At 41.0% G+C, this 15,265-nt stretch carries 14 protein-coding genes and 1 other annotated feature; of the genes, 12 read left to right on the top strand and 2 right to left on the bottom strand.

What is annotated here, in order from left to right; all coding sequences use genetic code 11:
• Positions 1-343 precede the first annotated feature (343 nt).
• The 6 genes from ACSQ2E_RS12600 to ACSQ2E_RS12575 all read left to right on the top strand — a co-directional run bounded on the left by ACSQ2E_RS12600 (position 344) and on the right by ACSQ2E_RS12575 (position 3,534).
• Positions 344-805 carry a DinB family protein gene (locus ACSQ2E_RS12600; protein ID WP_435990971.1) on the top strand — a complete coding sequence of 154 codons (462 nt, stop codon included), beginning with the start codon at positions 344-346 and terminating at the stop codon, positions 803-805.
• A 122-nt stretch (positions 806-927) separates the two neighbouring features.
• A complete protein-coding gene (locus tag ACSQ2E_RS12595) occupies positions 928-1,119 on the top strand; it encodes a hypothetical protein (RefSeq protein ID WP_435990969.1) in 192 nt (63 codons plus the stop codon).
• A 78-nt stretch (positions 1,120-1,197) separates the two neighbouring features.
• Entirely contained in the window at positions 1,198-1,980 is a 783-nt protein-coding gene (locus ACSQ2E_RS12590) for an HAD-IIB family hydrolase (protein ID WP_435990967.1), read from the top strand.
• Positions 1,981-2,121: 141 nt separating this feature from the next.
• The gene (locus ACSQ2E_RS12585; protein WP_435990965.1) at positions 2,122-2,556 is read left to right on the top strand and encodes a MarR family winged helix-turn-helix transcriptional regulator; all 435 of its coding nucleotides are present in this window, start codon (positions 2,122-2,124) and stop codon (positions 2,554-2,556) included.
• A 26-nt stretch (positions 2,557-2,582) separates the two neighbouring features.
• On the top strand, positions 2,583-3,218 hold the full coding sequence (locus ACSQ2E_RS12580; protein WP_435990963.1) for a nitroreductase family protein: 636 nt from the start codon (positions 2,583-2,585) through the stop codon (positions 3,216-3,218).
• Between the two features lie 19 nt (positions 3,219-3,237).
• Positions 3,238-3,534 carry a putative quinol monooxygenase gene (locus ACSQ2E_RS12575; RefSeq protein WP_430336916.1) on the top strand — a complete coding sequence of 99 codons (297 nt, stop codon included), beginning with the start codon at positions 3,238-3,240 and terminating at the stop codon, positions 3,532-3,534.
• 64 nt (positions 3,535-3,598) lie between these two features.
• On the opposite strand, the gene ACSQ2E_RS12570 is transcribed toward ACSQ2E_RS12575, so the two are convergent.
• The gene (locus tag ACSQ2E_RS12570) at positions 3,599-5,272 is read right to left on the bottom strand and encodes a ribonuclease J (protein ID WP_435990961.1); all 1,674 of its coding nucleotides are present in this window, start codon (positions 5,270-5,272) and stop codon (positions 3,599-3,601) included.
• A gap of 164 nt (positions 5,273-5,436) precedes the next feature.
• Here ACSQ2E_RS12570 and ACSQ2E_RS12565 point away from each other — a divergent pair, with 164 nt between their 5' ends.
• The 5 genes from ACSQ2E_RS12565 (at position 5,437) to ACSQ2E_RS12545 (ending at position 10,864) form a co-directional block, all read left to right on the top strand.
• Complete coding sequence (locus ACSQ2E_RS12565; RefSeq protein WP_435994526.1) at positions 5,437-6,093, top strand: O-methyltransferase; 657 nt, start codon at positions 5,437-5,439, stop codon at positions 6,091-6,093.
• Positions 6,094-6,154: 61 nt separating this feature from the next.
• Positions 6,155-6,364: a binding site (T-box leader), on the top strand.
• 141 nt (positions 6,365-6,505) lie between these two features.
• A complete protein-coding gene (gene tyrS, locus ACSQ2E_RS12560; protein WP_435990959.1) occupies positions 6,506-7,762 on the top strand; it encodes a tyrosine--tRNA ligase in 1,257 nt (418 codons plus the stop codon).
• 117 nt (positions 7,763-7,879) lie between these two features.
• Entirely contained in the window at positions 7,880-8,911 is a 1,032-nt protein-coding gene (locus ACSQ2E_RS12555; protein WP_435990957.1) for a serine hydrolase domain-containing protein, read from the top strand.
• Complete coding sequence (locus tag ACSQ2E_RS12550) at positions 8,898-9,866, top strand: GNAT family N-acetyltransferase (RefSeq protein ID WP_435990955.1); 969 nt, start codon at positions 8,898-8,900, stop codon at positions 9,864-9,866. The genes ACSQ2E_RS12555 and ACSQ2E_RS12550 overlap by 14 nt, the downstream gene beginning before the upstream one ends.
• Before the next feature lie 71 nt (positions 9,867-9,937).
• Positions 9,938-10,864 carry a ferritin family protein gene (locus ACSQ2E_RS12545; RefSeq protein ID WP_435990953.1) on the top strand — a complete coding sequence of 309 codons (927 nt, stop codon included), beginning with the start codon at positions 9,938-9,940 and terminating at the stop codon, positions 10,862-10,864.
• 64 nt (positions 10,865-10,928) lie between these two features.
• On the opposite strand, the gene ACSQ2E_RS12540 is transcribed toward ACSQ2E_RS12545, so the two are convergent.
• Positions 10,929-11,546 (bottom strand): acetate uptake transporter, encoded by a 618-nt coding sequence (locus tag ACSQ2E_RS12540; RefSeq protein WP_435990951.1) that lies wholly within the window; start codon positions 11,544-11,546, stop codon positions 10,929-10,931.
• Between the two features lie 680 nt (positions 11,547-12,226).
• Here ACSQ2E_RS12540 and ACSQ2E_RS12535 point away from each other — a divergent pair.
• Positions 12,227-15,265 carry an SNF2 helicase associated domain-containing protein gene (locus tag ACSQ2E_RS12535; protein ID WP_435990949.1) on the top strand — a complete coding sequence of 1,013 codons (3,039 nt, stop codon included), beginning with the start codon at positions 12,227-12,229 and terminating at the stop codon, positions 15,263-15,265.

The raw sequence follows: 15,265 nt of genomic DNA, 5'->3' as shown, positions 1-15,265 counted from the left end.
GGGTTATGTTCTTCACAGTCCCATTGAATATTAATGAAAAATTCGAATGGGTTCATGTGAATGGCATTCATATTAACGGAAAGATTATGAGGGAATTCTTTTTATGCTTGTTCACTGTTGGATTCGTTTATTTTGGATTGCTATATTTATATTTTAAAAAAACGTGGGGGAGAAAAAGATTATTGATCACGCTAGTATGTCTCTCAGTAGTCGATGGACTCCTATTTGTTTTATCACTCTATAGTTAGGGATGTTATAAAGATGATTTAAATGTACTAGATTTCCATAGAAAAAGAATAAGCAGATAGTTAAATACATTATATATGAAGGGGAGGTTGATTAGATGTTAGAACTTTTTTCATATAACTGGCAAGTGAGGGATGATTGGTTTGAATGGTGTAGAGGAATGAACTCTGTAGAACTCAATAAAGAGAGGACAGGCGGGATGGGGAGCATTCTGAAAAATCTTTTTCATGTAGCTGATTGTGAACAGATATGGATGAATCAATTGCAGGGGATTCCCCCCATGGAAAAAGATATCCATGCTATTACTACACTGGAAGAAGTCATCGCATTTTCGGAATTGACACGGCAACAAACCGAGAGCTTTCTATCTTTATGGACACCAGCCTATGATAAGAAAGAATTCAATATGACTTCAAAGTCAGGTAAAACGTATACCTTTACATACAAAAAAATAATGCAGCATGTCGTCACCCATGAAATTCATCATATCGGGCAATTATCCGTGTGGGCAAGGGAGATCAGGGAAAAACCTGTATCGAGTGATTTTATTTTTAGATGAAGAATGTGTACCAGCAGGAAATGCCACGAAAATTGATGTTCAAACAGAAATCCCTTTAGTCCTATGGGTATCAGTGATATACTTGATGGAATGAGCATCTGGAAGAGAGGAATAAAAGCCGTATGAGATATATGAAGTCACAAATGAAACTGTTAGTCAGAGATAATAAAGAATTACAAGGAAGACTGAAAGTATTGATGGAAGACATGAATTTAGAGAGAACATTTGCCCTTAAAGCCTTGTATCATTCGGAAGTTGCGGATGGTGGGAAATTTCAGGCTGCGTATCAGGCATTGGACTTACCAAAGGAGTAAGTCTTTTTTTTTATGAAATGGTTCTTCGCTTTTATCTTATATGGTAAAATCATACATATTGTGAAAGGGTGTACATATATGAAATTCGTATTTGACTTAGACGGAACCATTTGCTTTAAAGGAAAACCGATTTCAACAAGAATCGTCCAATGTTTACTTGAGCTGAAATCGAATGGCCACGAAGTGATTTTTGCATCTGCCAGACCGATTCGGGATATGATCCCTGTACTGGATAATCGATTGCATTCTTTTCCTTTGATTGGTGGGAACGGTTCTCTTCTTTATCATCAAGGAAAAGTGATTGATGCAACTTCTTTCCATGAAAAAGACCTTAAGAGGATCCATGACCTCATCCATCAATATGAGGCAACCTATTTAATCGATAGCGAGTGGGATTACGCTTATACAGGTGCTGCCGATCATCCAATCCTTGATTTCCTTGATCCTGACAATCTTGCCCAGAGGCATCCAGTCGCTTCACTGAACTCAATTGTGAAGATATTATTGTTATCAGCATCTAACTTTCAGGGATTAATTGATGAATTGCAAGACTTGGATATCGTCGTAAACATACATACGAATGAAAACGTAGTGGATATCAGCCCTTCCAATATTCATAAGTGGAGCGCACTCTCGCGATTTGGAGTGGATGAAGAAGACTTTATTGCTTTTGGTAATGATGCCAATGATATCAGTATGTTCCAGAAAGCAAGACATGCTGTCATGATAGGGTACCATGAAGGACTTTCGAGCTTTGCTGATGAACAAATCCCACTTACAGGAGATTATGAAGGGGAAATTATTAGGAAGTTGAGGGAATTGACATCTGCATATAGTGAAATCAGTGTAGAAACGAAGTAAGCTGGCTAAGGAGAAATCCTTTTAGCCGGCATTTTTTTTCGTCTGGATCTAAATGTTTGACTCTCAGTATTAAATATATTATATTAATTGACGGGTCAATAATTGACCTGTCAATCATTTAATTAATAGGAGGAGGATGCTTTGTCCAACTCGTGCCGTGAGGAAGAGAAGATCATTGTTCAACTCAATGATATATATAAGCAAATGAGTCCGAAATTTGAGCGCTGTACAGGTATCAGTCAATCGCGACTGGACCTATTGCACAGACTGTTTGAAGTGGAAGAAATCAGCCAGACCGCCCTTCAACGTGAAGTGAATATTGACAGTGCCGCCGTGACCAGGCATTTGAAACAACTTGAAGGAAAAGGAATGGTTTCCCGTCGTAAGAATCCTGCGGACAACCGTTTTACTTATGTTCGACTGACAGAAGAAGGAAGAATGAAGATTGAGGCTTACAGGGAAGAGAAAGAGATTTTCATCTCTAAAGTCTTCAAGAAATTCACTGAAGAAGAACGTTCGATTTTATCGGGCATGCTGAATCGAATTCAGGACAATGTTCAAGAAATCGAATACTAATCAAAACACATGAAGGAGAATGCATCATGAATACAACAAAAATTAATGATTTCAATGAAATTATCACAGGTCGCCGTTCCATCCGAAACTATGACCCATCCGTGAAAATCAGTAAAGAAGAAATGACAGAAATTCTTACGGAGGCAACACTTGCACCGTCTTCTGTTAACCTGCAGCCCTGGCGTTTTGTTGTAATCGACAGTGCAGAAGGAAAAGAAACCCTTGCACCACTTGCCAAATTTAATCAAACCCAAGTGAAAACATCTTCTGCAGTCATCGCTGTATTTGTTGATATGAACAGCCTTGGTTATGCAGATGAAATTTACAATAAAGCTGTCGAAGAAGGACTAATGCCTGCAGAAGTAAGAGACAGACAACTGCCAGCCATTAAAGGTTTACTTGAAACGATGGCTGCAGATCAGTTCAGGGAAATGAATCTTATTGATGCAGGATTAGTATCCATGCAATTGATGCTTTCTGCACGTGCCCACGGATATGATACCAATCCGATAGGTGGATATGAAAAAGATCAGATTGCTGAAGCATATGGCATGGACAAAGAACGTTATTATCCGGTTATGTTGATTTCTATCGGGAAAGCTGCCGATGCGGGGTACAAATCAGTCAGATTACCAATCGAATCCATTGCAGAATGGAAATAAATAAACGAGGAGAAAAGACATGATTATTATACACGCAGAATTTCAGATCAATCCAATGAAAGAACAGGCATTTTTAGAAGAGATCCGCCCACTTGTCGCTTCATCCAGAGCGGAGGAAGGCAACATTTCTTATGATTTAATGAAGGATACAGAGAGAGAAAGTGTCTATACAATGGTAGAGGTATGGAAAGACCCATCTGCTGTTGAGAGTCATAATACGAGCGAACATTTCACATCATTCGTTGGAAGAGCACCAGAGTATTTAGCAGCTCCTTTAGATGTGAAGATATATGAGGGAAATAAGGTAGAAAAATAATAACTTACTTGAGAAGCACCCGGCATGAGCTGGGTGCTTTTATATTTATAAAAGTGCCTCTTAACTAAATCTCAATAATAATCGGCAATAGAACAGGTTTTCTTCTTAACTGCTTGAATAAAAATTGACCAACGTCTTTTTTGATTGCTTGTTTCATTTCTTTCCAATCCCGGATATTCGCTTCGGTCAAATCATCGACTACCTTTTTTACTAACTGGTTAATATCTTTAAGGAGTTCCTCTGAATCACGAACAAATACAAATCCCCTAGAGATCGTATCAGGACCTGAAATAATGGTATGATCCGATTTATTGAGGGTAACGAAGATGATCAGCATCCCATCCTCTGAAAGCTGCTTGCGATCACGTAAAACAATGGATCCGATATCCCCGACACTCAAGCCGTCCACATAGGTATCACCTGCTGGATGAGATCGAGTTTGACGAGCGATGGAATTCTTAATATCCACGGCTTCCCCGTTTTTGATGATAAACGTCTTCCCATTCTCCACTCCCACCGATTCGGCAAGTAAACGGTGATGGTGAAGCATCCGATATTCACCGTGAATGGGGATAAAGTAAGTTGGTTTCATCAATGTCAGCATGAGTTTTAAATCTTCCTGATAACCATGACCGGAAACATGCATTCCTGTAGAGCTTCCACTTCCATAAATGACGTTGGCACCCAGTTGGAAGAGGTTATCAATGATGCGGGAGACGTCTTTTTCGTTACCGGGTATGGGTGATGCTGCAAGGATGACCGTATCATCAGGATAAATGGATACCCCGCGGAAATTCCCAGTCGATAATCGGCCGAGTGCAGCCATGGCTTCCCCTTGACTCCCTGTACATAAAATGGTTACTTTCTCTGGAGGTAATGCATCGATTTCACCTGCATCAATCAGCATGCCCTCAGGAACCGTCAAATACCCTCGGTCCAAAGCGACAGATACTACATTGATCATGCTTCGACTTAATAATGCCAGCTTCCGATTCGTCTTGATGGAAGAGTCCACCACTTGTTGTACACGATTCACATTGGAAGCAAAAGTGGAAACAAAGATTTTACCAAGTGCTTTAAAGAATGCTTCATCCATATGGTTACCTACCATTTGTTCGGAAGGCATAAACCCGCGCCGTTCTGCATTTGTGCTTTCAGAAAGCAGTACCAGGACACCTTCATCGCCAATCCGCGCCATCTTATGAATATCTGCATATTGGTGATTGGCAGGAGTTAGATCAAATTTAAAGTCGCCTGTGTGTACAACCTTCCCTTCTGGCGTATGAAAGACAATCCCCAGACAATCGGGTATGCTGTGACTGACCTTGAAGAAAGATACATCGATGGATCCCAAATGGATTGAACTCCCAGAATCAATCGTTAAAAGTTTTGTATCCCGGATGAGCTTATGTTCTTCTAACTTTAATTCAATTAATCCCAATGTAAAATGAGTAGCATAAATAGGGATGTTGATTTTTTTGAGGAGATAGGGAATCCCGCCAATATGATCCTCATGACCATGCGTGACAATGAGACCTCGGATTTTGTCTTTATTTTTCTCAAGATAGGAAACATCGGGAATAATTAAATCGATCCCTAAGAGACTTTCATCGGGGAATTTCCCCCCGCAGTCAATGATGATGATATCATCACCATATTTAATTACATACATATTTTTTCCGATTTCATTCAGTCCACCCAGTGCAAAAATAGTCAAACCCTGCTCATTTGTTTCCAAGAAAGAACCCTCCAAGACACGTTTTTCTTACTATTCCCGAATGAGTTTGTTCCAATTACAAAATTTAGCTGCTGATGAATTTAATAAGAGATGCACATAATTTAATATCCTGAAATGGAAAATTATGCTATGATAACAAGAGGATTTTAAAGGGAGTGAAGAAAATAGTGTCAACAAATACTTGGACACAAGTCGATCAATATTATGCTAGTAAACTACAAAAAGCGGATTCCATTATGGACTCTGTCCTGAGAGAAAATAGTGAAGCCGGACTTCCTGCGATTGATGTATCTCCGAATCAGGGGAAGTTCCTATCATTACTTGCCCAGCTTAAAGGGGCAAAAAGCATTCTTGAAATAGGGACTCTGGGTGGGTACAGCACGATTTGGCTTGCCAGGGCCCTGCCGGAAGATGGACGTCTGGTCACCCTTGAGTTCAGTGAAAAACATGCGCAGGTTGCCGCACGAAATATTCGCAATGCAGGGGTAGAAGATAAGGTGGAGATCAAAGTGGGTGCGGCTCTTGATACACTGCCATCTCTTAAAGGTTCATTTGATTTCATTTTCATAGACGCCGATAAACAAAACAATGCCAATTATTTAAAGTGGGCACTTCAACTGGCCCAGCCTGGGACAGTTATCATTACAGATAATGTGGTTCGTGGCGGGAGGGTGATTGACGAAAACAGTGAAGATGAAAGCGTTCAAGGTGTCAGGTCATTTGCCGAGATGTTGTCTCAAGAAGACAGAATCGATTCAACAGTCGTTCAAACAGTCGGATCGAAGGGGTACGATGGATTTGTAATGGGGATAGTGAGATAAAGATATAAATTCTATTGTAATGATCACCTTTTTTCTGTAAAATAAATGAAAATTCTAAATCATACATGTCATGATAGGAATCAGTAGTGACTTATCTCCCTGTCTTAGAGAGCTGATGCTTGGTGGAAATCAGCACACAGATAAGCGCGAATTACCTCCTTGAACATTCTTTGTGAACATAAAAGTAGCAGAGAACGGCCGGTCCGTTATCCGAATCGAGTGGAAGAGAGATCTTCAATGAGGGTGGTACCGCGTAAACCACGTCCCTTTATTAAGGGGCGTGGTTTTTTGTTTTTGGCTTAAACATTATGAAATGGAAGGAGTAGATCAGTTGGTTTATTGGCGGATATTCCGTTATAACGGTGAATCCAAAAAACTGCTTATTTCCATCATCAATCAAGGAGGAACAATAATGGATCACAAATGGGAATCTCTTTCAAAAGTTCAACAGCTCGAAGTCGAAAGGCAGCTCCTGCAATATAAAAATGGAGTGCATGAAATCATTCCAGAGACAGAGTTGAAACAAAAGCTGGTGAAATCAATTTCTTCTGGCCATCCTTTGAAAATCAAGCTGGGACTGGATCCAACTGCTCCAGACGTTCACATCGGACATACAGTGGTACTGAATAAATTAAGACAGTTTCAGGAAAACGGACATATCGTCCAGCTGATTATCGGGGATTTCACGGGTAAAATCGGTGATCCCACAGGGAAATCTGTTGCAAGGAAGCAACTGACGGATGAAGAAGTGAAAAGAAATGCCCAGACATATTTTGAACAATTCGGAAAGGTCCTGGACAAGGAAAAAGTGGAGCTTCACTACAATTCAAGCTGGCTATCATCCTTGAACCTTGAAGATGTGATTCACTTGTCTTCAAAGATCACAGTCGCGCGATTGATTGAGCGAAACGATTTCTCCAAACGGTTATCAGAAAAAAAACCGATTTCACTTCACGAACTGTTCTACCCTTTGATGCAGGGATATGATTCCGTCGCCCTCGAAAGTGATGTGGAGCTTGGGGGTACGGATCAGCAGTTCAATGTCCTGATGGGGAGACATCTTCAGGAGCATTACAACCAGGAAAAACAAGTGGTCATATTATTGCCATTACTTGAAGGGCTTGACGGCGTTGATAAAATGTCTAAATCGAAACATAATTACATCGGAATTGATGAAGATCCCAATCAAATGTTTGGGAAGACGATGTCGATCCCTGATGAGCTGATAACAAAATACTTCAATTTGATCACCGATTTATCGTTAGAAGAAAAGGAGCGGTTAGCCGTTGAAGTAAAGAGTGGTGCCCTTCACCCGAGGGATGCCAAAATTCTTCTGGGAAAAACGATTGTAAGGATCTATCACGGAAAAGAGGCAGCGGAACAGGCAGAGAATCAGTTCAAAGAGGTCTTTCAAAAAGGGGCACTTCCTGAAGATATCCCCGAGGAGGAGTGGACGGGAGAAGAGAACATGTCGGTAGTCGATCTCCTTGTAGCCTTAAACATGCAAAGCTCTAAAAGTGAGGCACGGCGGATGATAATAAATGGAGGCATCAGGATCAATTCAGAAAAGGTTCTGGATGTACAGTCGAACGTAGAGATTAAAGATGGGATGGTTTTGCAGGTAGGGAAGAGAAAGTTCATACGGTTAAGAGTGCAAGAAGAAATGTAAGATTGATAATGATACTCAGCTGGAAACATGGTCATGGGGAGTCAAGGGGGGACTCTTCATGGCTAATTATATATGCTATAATTTTCCACATAGACAATAATAGAATGGGTGTTTACGATGAATGAACTACATAACATGATCAAAGAACATGCAGAAACGGAGCATTTTTCTGGAACAATTATGGTAAAGAGAGACGGCGAGAGCTTCTTAGAATTGGCATTTGGGTCTGCCGATCGCAGTGAAGAAAGAGAAAATACCCTAGATACACGATTTGGTATTGCATCCGGATGTAAATTATTTACTGCTGTAGCCATCTGTCAACTTATAGAAAAGGGAGAGGCTTCTTTTCATACGCCAATAAAAGAATATTTGAACTTCACATTCCCACATTTAGATGACAATGTGACCATCCATCATTTACTTACCCACACCTCGGGGATTCCAGACTATTTTGATGAGGAAGAGATGGATGACTTTGAAGATTTGTGGAAGCAGACCCCAATGTACTTAATGAGAAAAGGGGAAGATTTTCTTCCGTTCTTTCAAAATAGCTATATGAAATTTTCTCCTGGTGAAAGGTTTCATTATAACAATGCAGGATACATCATTCTGGGGTTGATGATCGAGAAGCTTTCTGGGATGACGGTGCAAGAGTACATCAATAAGCATATTTTTGAACCGGCGAATATGAACGCATCTGGGTATTTTCGTCTGGATCAATTACCTGAGAATACGGCTTACGGGTACATTGATGAGCCAGGCCGCTCATGGAGAACCAATATGTACTCCATTCCCATCCAGGGTGGGGCGGACGGTGGGGCATATGTCACGGGTCCTGATATGCTTTCATTTTGGGAGGCTCTTTTATCAAATAAGCTACTTGATGAAGAGAGTACAAGGCTCATTTCAGAACCCCATGTTAGAGTCAAAGAAGGTGTGAACTATGGGTATGGAATGTGGTTGAATCTACCCTATAAGCATCACGTGATGGGGTATGACCCAGGGGTGAGCTTTCATTCTGCCTATTATCCTGAAAAGAATATAAAGACAGTTATTCTCTCAAACGAGAGCTCAGGGGCTTTCGCTGTTATGAAATTGATAGAAAGCTATTTCAATAGATTAAAGGAGAACAACAATGGGCACTGTTAACATAGAAAAGGCTAATATTGAAGATGCTTTAATCCTTACCGGACTAAAAAAGAACGTTTTCGACACGGAAAAAGAAAAGTGGCTACGGGGTCAGGAAGATATCGTTGATTTTAATATCCAGCCACCAGGGTATGATTCAATCGAAATGACTAAGTACATGATCAGGGAATTGAATTATTTTAAGATCCATTATGAAGGGATACTTGTAGGGGGATTGATTCTAACAGTGGTCGGCAAACGCCACGGAAGAGTAGACCGGATATTCGTCGATCCCTTATACCAAGGAAAAGGGATCGGCTCTAAGGTTATGGAATGTATGGAATCTGAGTATCCAGAAGTGATGACATGGGAGCTTGAAACCTCAAGTCGACAACTGAATAATCACCATTTTTATGAGAAAATGGGGTACAAAAAGATCTTTGAAGCGGATGATGAATTCTGCTATGAGAAAAAAATGAAAGAAGGGGTTGTTGTAGAGGGTGAGTCAAGGGAGATTACCGTTCATGGCGATACATTAAACGAAGGGGACCTTTCTGAACTACAGGTGGAATATAGCAACCTGAAAAACATCGATTTCTATGGAATCAATGGAAGTTACTCCACTTTTAGCAACAGCAACCTGATGGGTGTCCAGTTCAACAATTGCAATCTCAGTGAATCCCGCTTTCAAAATATCAATCTGCAAAAAGCGTTAATTGCAGACCTTAATTTGTCTCAAAGTGAAATGGGTCATGTCACACTGGGTGGCGTTCACGTTCATGACACAAACCTCGGAGAAAAAAATGAGCCAATCAGGTTTGAACGCTGCGACTTTCATGGTAGTAAGTTTGATAACTGCAATTTGAACCATGCTGAAATTTCAAACAGTGATGTAACCGGTATGAAGATCAATGGCATATCAGTGGAAGATCTTATGGAAGCGTACAGATCGTTCCAGGGGGAAAAGAAAGAATAAACTATACAGACACCCATTATTCAGTCAGACATATCATATGTATTGACTGAATAAAAGAGGTGTTACTTAGAATGAACCCATATCAATTTTACCGTCAATTTAAACCTTTTTATCTTGATGGCTATTCCCGGACACCAGGGAATCAATCTTTGGAATCAAATCTTCAAAAAGCCATCAATGGTGAATATAGCGCCATTATTTGTTATGAAAAACTTGCGAAATTGGCCCCTACTGAGGATGAAAGACAACGGATTCTTGAAATTCGTAAGGACGAAAAAAGACATTTGAAGTCATTCACTGACATCTATAGAAATTTGACAGGGATGGAGTCTAGTCCTGGGTTACAGGAAGGCTGTCCAAACTCGTATAAAAAGGGATTGGAATTTGCCTTTCGGGATGAGCAGGATACGGTGGATTTTTATCATAGCGTTTCAGATGAGGTACAGGATCCCTTTATAAAAGAGACATTTCGGCGTGCAGCTTTTGACGAACAGAATCACGCCGTATGGTTTTTATATTATATCATGCAGAATAAAGGAAGCAGGCGAGCATTAAGACAAGTGGACTACGGTGCAAAAGGGGCACTTGCTGCCTCTCTCCTTTCAGTTCCCCAGATGCTCAATTATGCCATGCAGGACGAATACCTTGCCCAGGCACGATACGATCGGATTTTAGAGAATTTCGGGAATGTAAGGACATTTTTACAGATTAAAGAAGCAGAGCGGCGCCATATTACCGCATTGCAGACTTTGTTCCAACGCTACGGATTGGCGCTGCCTGAAGATCAATCCCAATCGTATACGACCACTCCGGATTCACTAAAAAGTGCCTATGCAGCAGGGGTTCAAGGGGAGATTGATAATATCGCTATGTATGATCGGTTTTTGACATTTAATCTGCCTCAGGATGTGAGGATCGTCTTCACACAATTGAGAAATGCTTCACAGAATCATTTAGCTGCATTTGAGAGAGGATTAGCAAGACCACAAGACCACTAATATTCTGATCCCCATAGTGAAATAGAAGAGATAGATGAGTCACTCATCTATCTCTTCTTTGTGCTTATTTAAAAATTCCGAATGGCTTTCCAACAGGAAGCGTTTCTTTCCCGAAGTGTGTATTCAATACACTTGCAGCTGAACCGTAAAAGCTGAAAAGGGCAATGAACAGTTCAGAGATCGCTGCTAATTTGTGCGTGGCTTCAGGAGCGACTCCCAGTGTAGACAGGGAAAGACCGATGAATAAGAAATCGATCAGGACAAAAATGATGAATAAGACCTTATGAGTCTCCATGGCAGCAACTGTCATGAAGATACTGAATATCAGATAGCCGATATATGCAATGCCAAGCTGACTTGGATCAATGGCAGCCGCTGCGGCTTCTCCGAAGACCCCGAATGAAATCAACCAGGAAGTCCCAACCCCCAGCCAAAATAACCCGAACGCACCGAATGCGGTCATACCAAATGTATTATTGTGCTTTGCATCTCCAAAGCTTGCCATCAATTGAGCAATGCCTCCGAGGAAAATCGCCCAAGGCAAGACGAACGATACACCGTCAGTCCATCCAAGTTTGGCAGAAGAAGCTACAAGGGTGACCATAGCCAGTCCGAAAAGTCCAAGTGCGGATGGATCAGCTGTCGTGATCTGAACCCGTTGAGTGGTTTGTGTGTGATTCATGATGATACCTCCTATTAAACATACTTGACTAATTTACATAAAAAAGTGTGGGTATGCAATAGAAAATATCATGTAAGCGAAACTTTCATACAAAATCCCGGATAATCATTGAATGATCATCCGGGATTTTTGTTTTCCCCTATCAGAATATCCAATTCACAACAAAATAACGCATGAACTGAGTCAATCTTACATAGATATCAAGTGGGGACAAATATCTTCCCTCAACAGGAGGTGACAAGGATGGAAGAATATTTCATTTTCATGCTCATTTTTCAAGCCGGCAGCTTCTTCATTTCGTTACTGAACCACATCGATAAGTAGAAAAAGACATGAACGTTTTCCGGACTATGACTGGCCTCATAGTGCGGATTTTTTTCTGTTTCCTTTATATTCTATGTGGCTTTATTCTTCTTTATACGTTTCTATGAAAATACTAATCCTCTCAGGATGTTTCTAAATCCGAAAATTGTTGTTATCATTAGAATGTTCAACGCAAAAAATTTGATCGGTCATTACTATACATATTCATGGAAGGAATCAGATCCTTGAAGGCTATACATCAAAAACTTATAAAAGAACGCTGCGGTACCGTTTCCTTCAAACGGGGAGAGGCATATTACCGCTCCAATAAGGTGAAATTAGACGAATATTCGAGACATTATTGTCGAGGAACTGTGATGGGGGAAGAAGAATTTCACGTTACCATTCAGGAGGACGCAAAAGGTGAAATCGAAGCTTGTTGCAGCTGCCCCAAGCTTGCTTCATTTGATAAGGATTGTCAGCATATAGCAGCTGTGCTTTTGAAACTTGAGAATGAAGAGCAAAAAATAAAAAGGAATGAAGAAGGCGTAACAGACAAATTTTTCACATTGTTCCAGGAGGAAACCTTTCGTTCCCCCGCCAAGCTTCGCCATTTTGAAAACAGACAGATTGTGCCATGTGAATTTCTTATTAAACCCATATCTACCCAAGACGGGGGATACATGCTTGGAATTGAATGTACGATAGATGGAAATATGGTAATGCCGATTCGATCCTTTTTGGAATATATAAATGAAGGGAAACCCTTTCATGTTTCAGAATCATTCATATTCAATCCTGAGTTTCATTATTTTGAAACTGATACGGCAGCTGTCATTCAATATCTAGTGAAGGTGTCAAAGGGTTCAGTAATGGAAAAAAACGATGATGACCATTTGCTTATCCCTCCAGCGTCATGGGAGGACGTTAGTTCATTACTTTTACGTGCTAAAGACGTTAAAGTGCAACATAATGCAAGAGTCCATAAAGGGTTTAGGCAAGGGGAACTGCCTCTTCCAATACAATTCCAATTTAAGCATGCCGACGCAGGTGGTTACAGGTTATACATCTCTGGACTGAATGATATGACGGTCATGGATGAATATCAAACCGTCATTCATGATGGTATTTTTACCCAGGTTGGCAGCATGGATGGTAAAAGACTAACTGAATTAAAGAGACTGTTGGACCATTCAGGGGCACGGTACATCCCGATTTCTCCAGATCAGATCGGCTTTTTCCTTGAAAAAGTGGCTGTTGGATTGAAGAAATTAGGGGAAGTACAAATATCAGAGGACATTGCAGAAAAGCTGGAAACTGCTCCACTTGTTGCGAAGCTTTATCTCGATCGGGTGAAAAACCGATTGTTAGCAGGACTTGAATTCCATTATGATCAAATCGTTATTCATCCTCTTGAAAATCGGGAAGCGCCATCAGGTTCTCTTCTAATACGAAATGTAGAGAAAGAAAATACCATTCTGGAATGGATGGACGAGTTTTCTTTCGGAAAAACAGAAGGTGGTTACTACTTACACCATGAAGAGTTAGAATATGAGTTTTTAACCTATGGAGTGACGAAGCTTCAAAAGGATGTTCAAATTTATGCCACCACCGCCGTAAGAAACAGGATTTCCAGAGGGAATCATCATCCAAAAATAAGGGTCAAAGTAAAAAAGGAACGAATGAATTGGTTGGAATTCACATTTGAAATGGATGGCATCCCGGATAGACAGGTAATGGAAATCCTCGGGGCACTGGAAGAAAAACGGAAGTATTACAGGATGCGAAACGGATCACTCTTGTCACTGGACTCAAAGGAATTTCAAGATATTCAGCGCTTCATGCATACCTCACAGGCAGAGAAGAATGATCTCGTAAAGGGGCTCGAACTACCAATGCATCAAAGCCTACATTTGCTGGATACAGTTGATGGGGGGCATTCCTTTACTCTTGAACATTCCTTCCATGAATTTTACGGGCATCTTATGAACCCAGACAGCCGGGAGATTTCGGTGCCTTCCCTATTAGACGAGCAGCTGAGAAACTACCAGAAGACAGGCTTTCGCTGGATGAAGACTCTTTCCCATTATGGGTTGGGCGGGATCCTCGCTGATGATATGGGGCTTGGGAAAACGGTTCAGAGCATCACGTTTATCGTATCGGTTCTTGAAGAAATCAGGGAAAAGAAGCTTCCGGCCCTGATTGTCTGTCCCTCTTCCCTGACGTATAACTGGAAAAGCGAATGTGGGAAATTTGCCCCCGACGTAAATGTCCTCATCATGGACGGTAATCAGGCTGTACGAAAGAAGAAACAGAAAGGTATGAAGGATGCGGATGTAATCATCACTTCCTATCCTTTACTGAGAAGCGACAGTAAATGGTATGAACGACAGAAATTCCATACGGTCTTTTTTGATGAGGCACAGGCCTTCAAAAATCCACTCACCCAAACGGCAAGAAGTGTGAAGAAGATAGAAGCGAATAATCGCTTCGCCTTGTCAGGAACACCTGTAGAGAATTCACTTGAAGAATTATGGTCCATCTTCCACGTTGTATTTCCTGGATTATTCAAGGGACTTAAGGATTACAGCCGCTTAACAAGAAAAGATATAGCGAAAAGAATCAAACCATTCGTTCTTCGCAGAATGAAAGAAGACGTGTTATCTGAACTTCCCGGAAAAGAAGAAATCACCCATTATTCAGAGCTCCTGCCCCAGCAGAAAGAATTGTATGCAGTTTACCTCGCCAAGCTGAAACACGATACGATGAAGCATTTGGATAAGGACACGCTGAGGAAAAACAAAATTAAAATTCTCGCCGGATTGACCCGCCTAAGACAAATCTGCTGCCATCCCGGATTATTTGTAGATGGTTATCATGGCTCATCAGCAAAATTCTTAGAGCTGATGGAGTTGTTGGAGGAATCCAGGTTGTCAGGCAGAAGGGTCCTGGTCTTTTCACAATTTACGAAAATGCTTGAGATGATCGGGAGAGAGCTGACAATCAAAGGGCAATCCTATTTTTACTTGAATGGAGCGACTCCTTCAGAAGAGAGGGTTAAGATGTGCAGTCGATTCAATGAAGGAGAACGGAATCTATTTCTCATCTCCCTCAAGGCAGGTGGAACGGGGCTGAATTTAACGAGTGCCGATACGGTCATTCTATATGATACATGGTGGAATCCTGCAGTAGAGGAACAAGCAGCGGACAGGGCCCATCGGATGGGACAGGAAAATACGGTGAAAGTGATGAAGCTGATTGCCAAAGGAACAATCGAAGAGAAGATGAACGAGCTACAGGATAAAAAGAGGCACCTGATCCGGGATATCATGACCCCTGATGAAAAGATGGTACAAACCTTAACCGAAGAGGAGTTGAAGGAAATCTTATCCATAGATCAACAAACAGTTGAATAG

The organism is Rossellomorea sp. LjRoot5 (assembly GCF_964253455.1).
Classification (GTDB): Bacteria; Bacillota; Bacilli; order Bacillales; family Bacillaceae_B; genus Rossellomorea.
Note: the sequence above shows the minus strand (reverse complement) of the source record. Positions and strands in the feature narration are given on the sequence as shown.

Bases quoted from the DNA above. Each gene is read 5' to 3' on its own strand.
- ACSQ2E_RS12600 (WP_435990971.1), top strand. From the start codon at position 344: ATGTTAGAACTTTTTTCATATAACTGGCAAGTGAGGGATGATTGGTTT.
- ACSQ2E_RS12595 (WP_435990969.1), top strand. From the start codon at position 928: ATGAGATATATGAAGTCACAAATGAAACTGTTAGTCAGAGATAATAAA.
- ACSQ2E_RS12590 (WP_435990967.1), top strand. From the start codon at position 1,198: ATGAAATTCGTATTTGACTTAGACGGAACCATTTGCTTTAAAGGAAAA.
- ACSQ2E_RS12580 (WP_435990963.1), top strand. From the start codon at position 2,583: ATGAATACAACAAAAATTAATGATTTCAATGAAATTATCACAGGTCGC.
- ACSQ2E_RS12575 (WP_430336916.1), top strand. From the start codon at position 3,238: ATGATTATTATACACGCAGAATTTCAGATCAATCCAATGAAAGAACAG.
- tyrS (WP_435990959.1), top strand. From the start codon at position 6,506: ATGGATCACAAATGGGAATCTCTTTCAAAAGTTCAACAGCTCGAAGTC.
- ACSQ2E_RS12555 (WP_435990957.1), top strand. From the start codon at position 7,880: ATGAATGAACTACATAACATGATCAAAGAACATGCAGAAACGGAGCAT.
- ACSQ2E_RS12550 (WP_435990955.1), top strand. From the start codon at position 8,898: ATGGGCACTGTTAACATAGAAAAGGCTAATATTGAAGATGCTTTAATC.
- ACSQ2E_RS12545 (WP_435990953.1), top strand. From the start codon at position 9,938: ATGAACCCATATCAATTTTACCGTCAATTTAAACCTTTTTATCTTGAT.
- ACSQ2E_RS12540 (WP_435990951.1), bottom strand. From the start codon at position 11,546: ATGAATCACACACAAACCACTCAACGGGTTCAGATCACGACAGCTGAT.
- ACSQ2E_RS12535 (WP_435990949.1), top strand. From the start codon at position 12,227: ATGGGGGAAGAAGAATTTCACGTTACCATTCAGGAGGACGCAAAAGGT.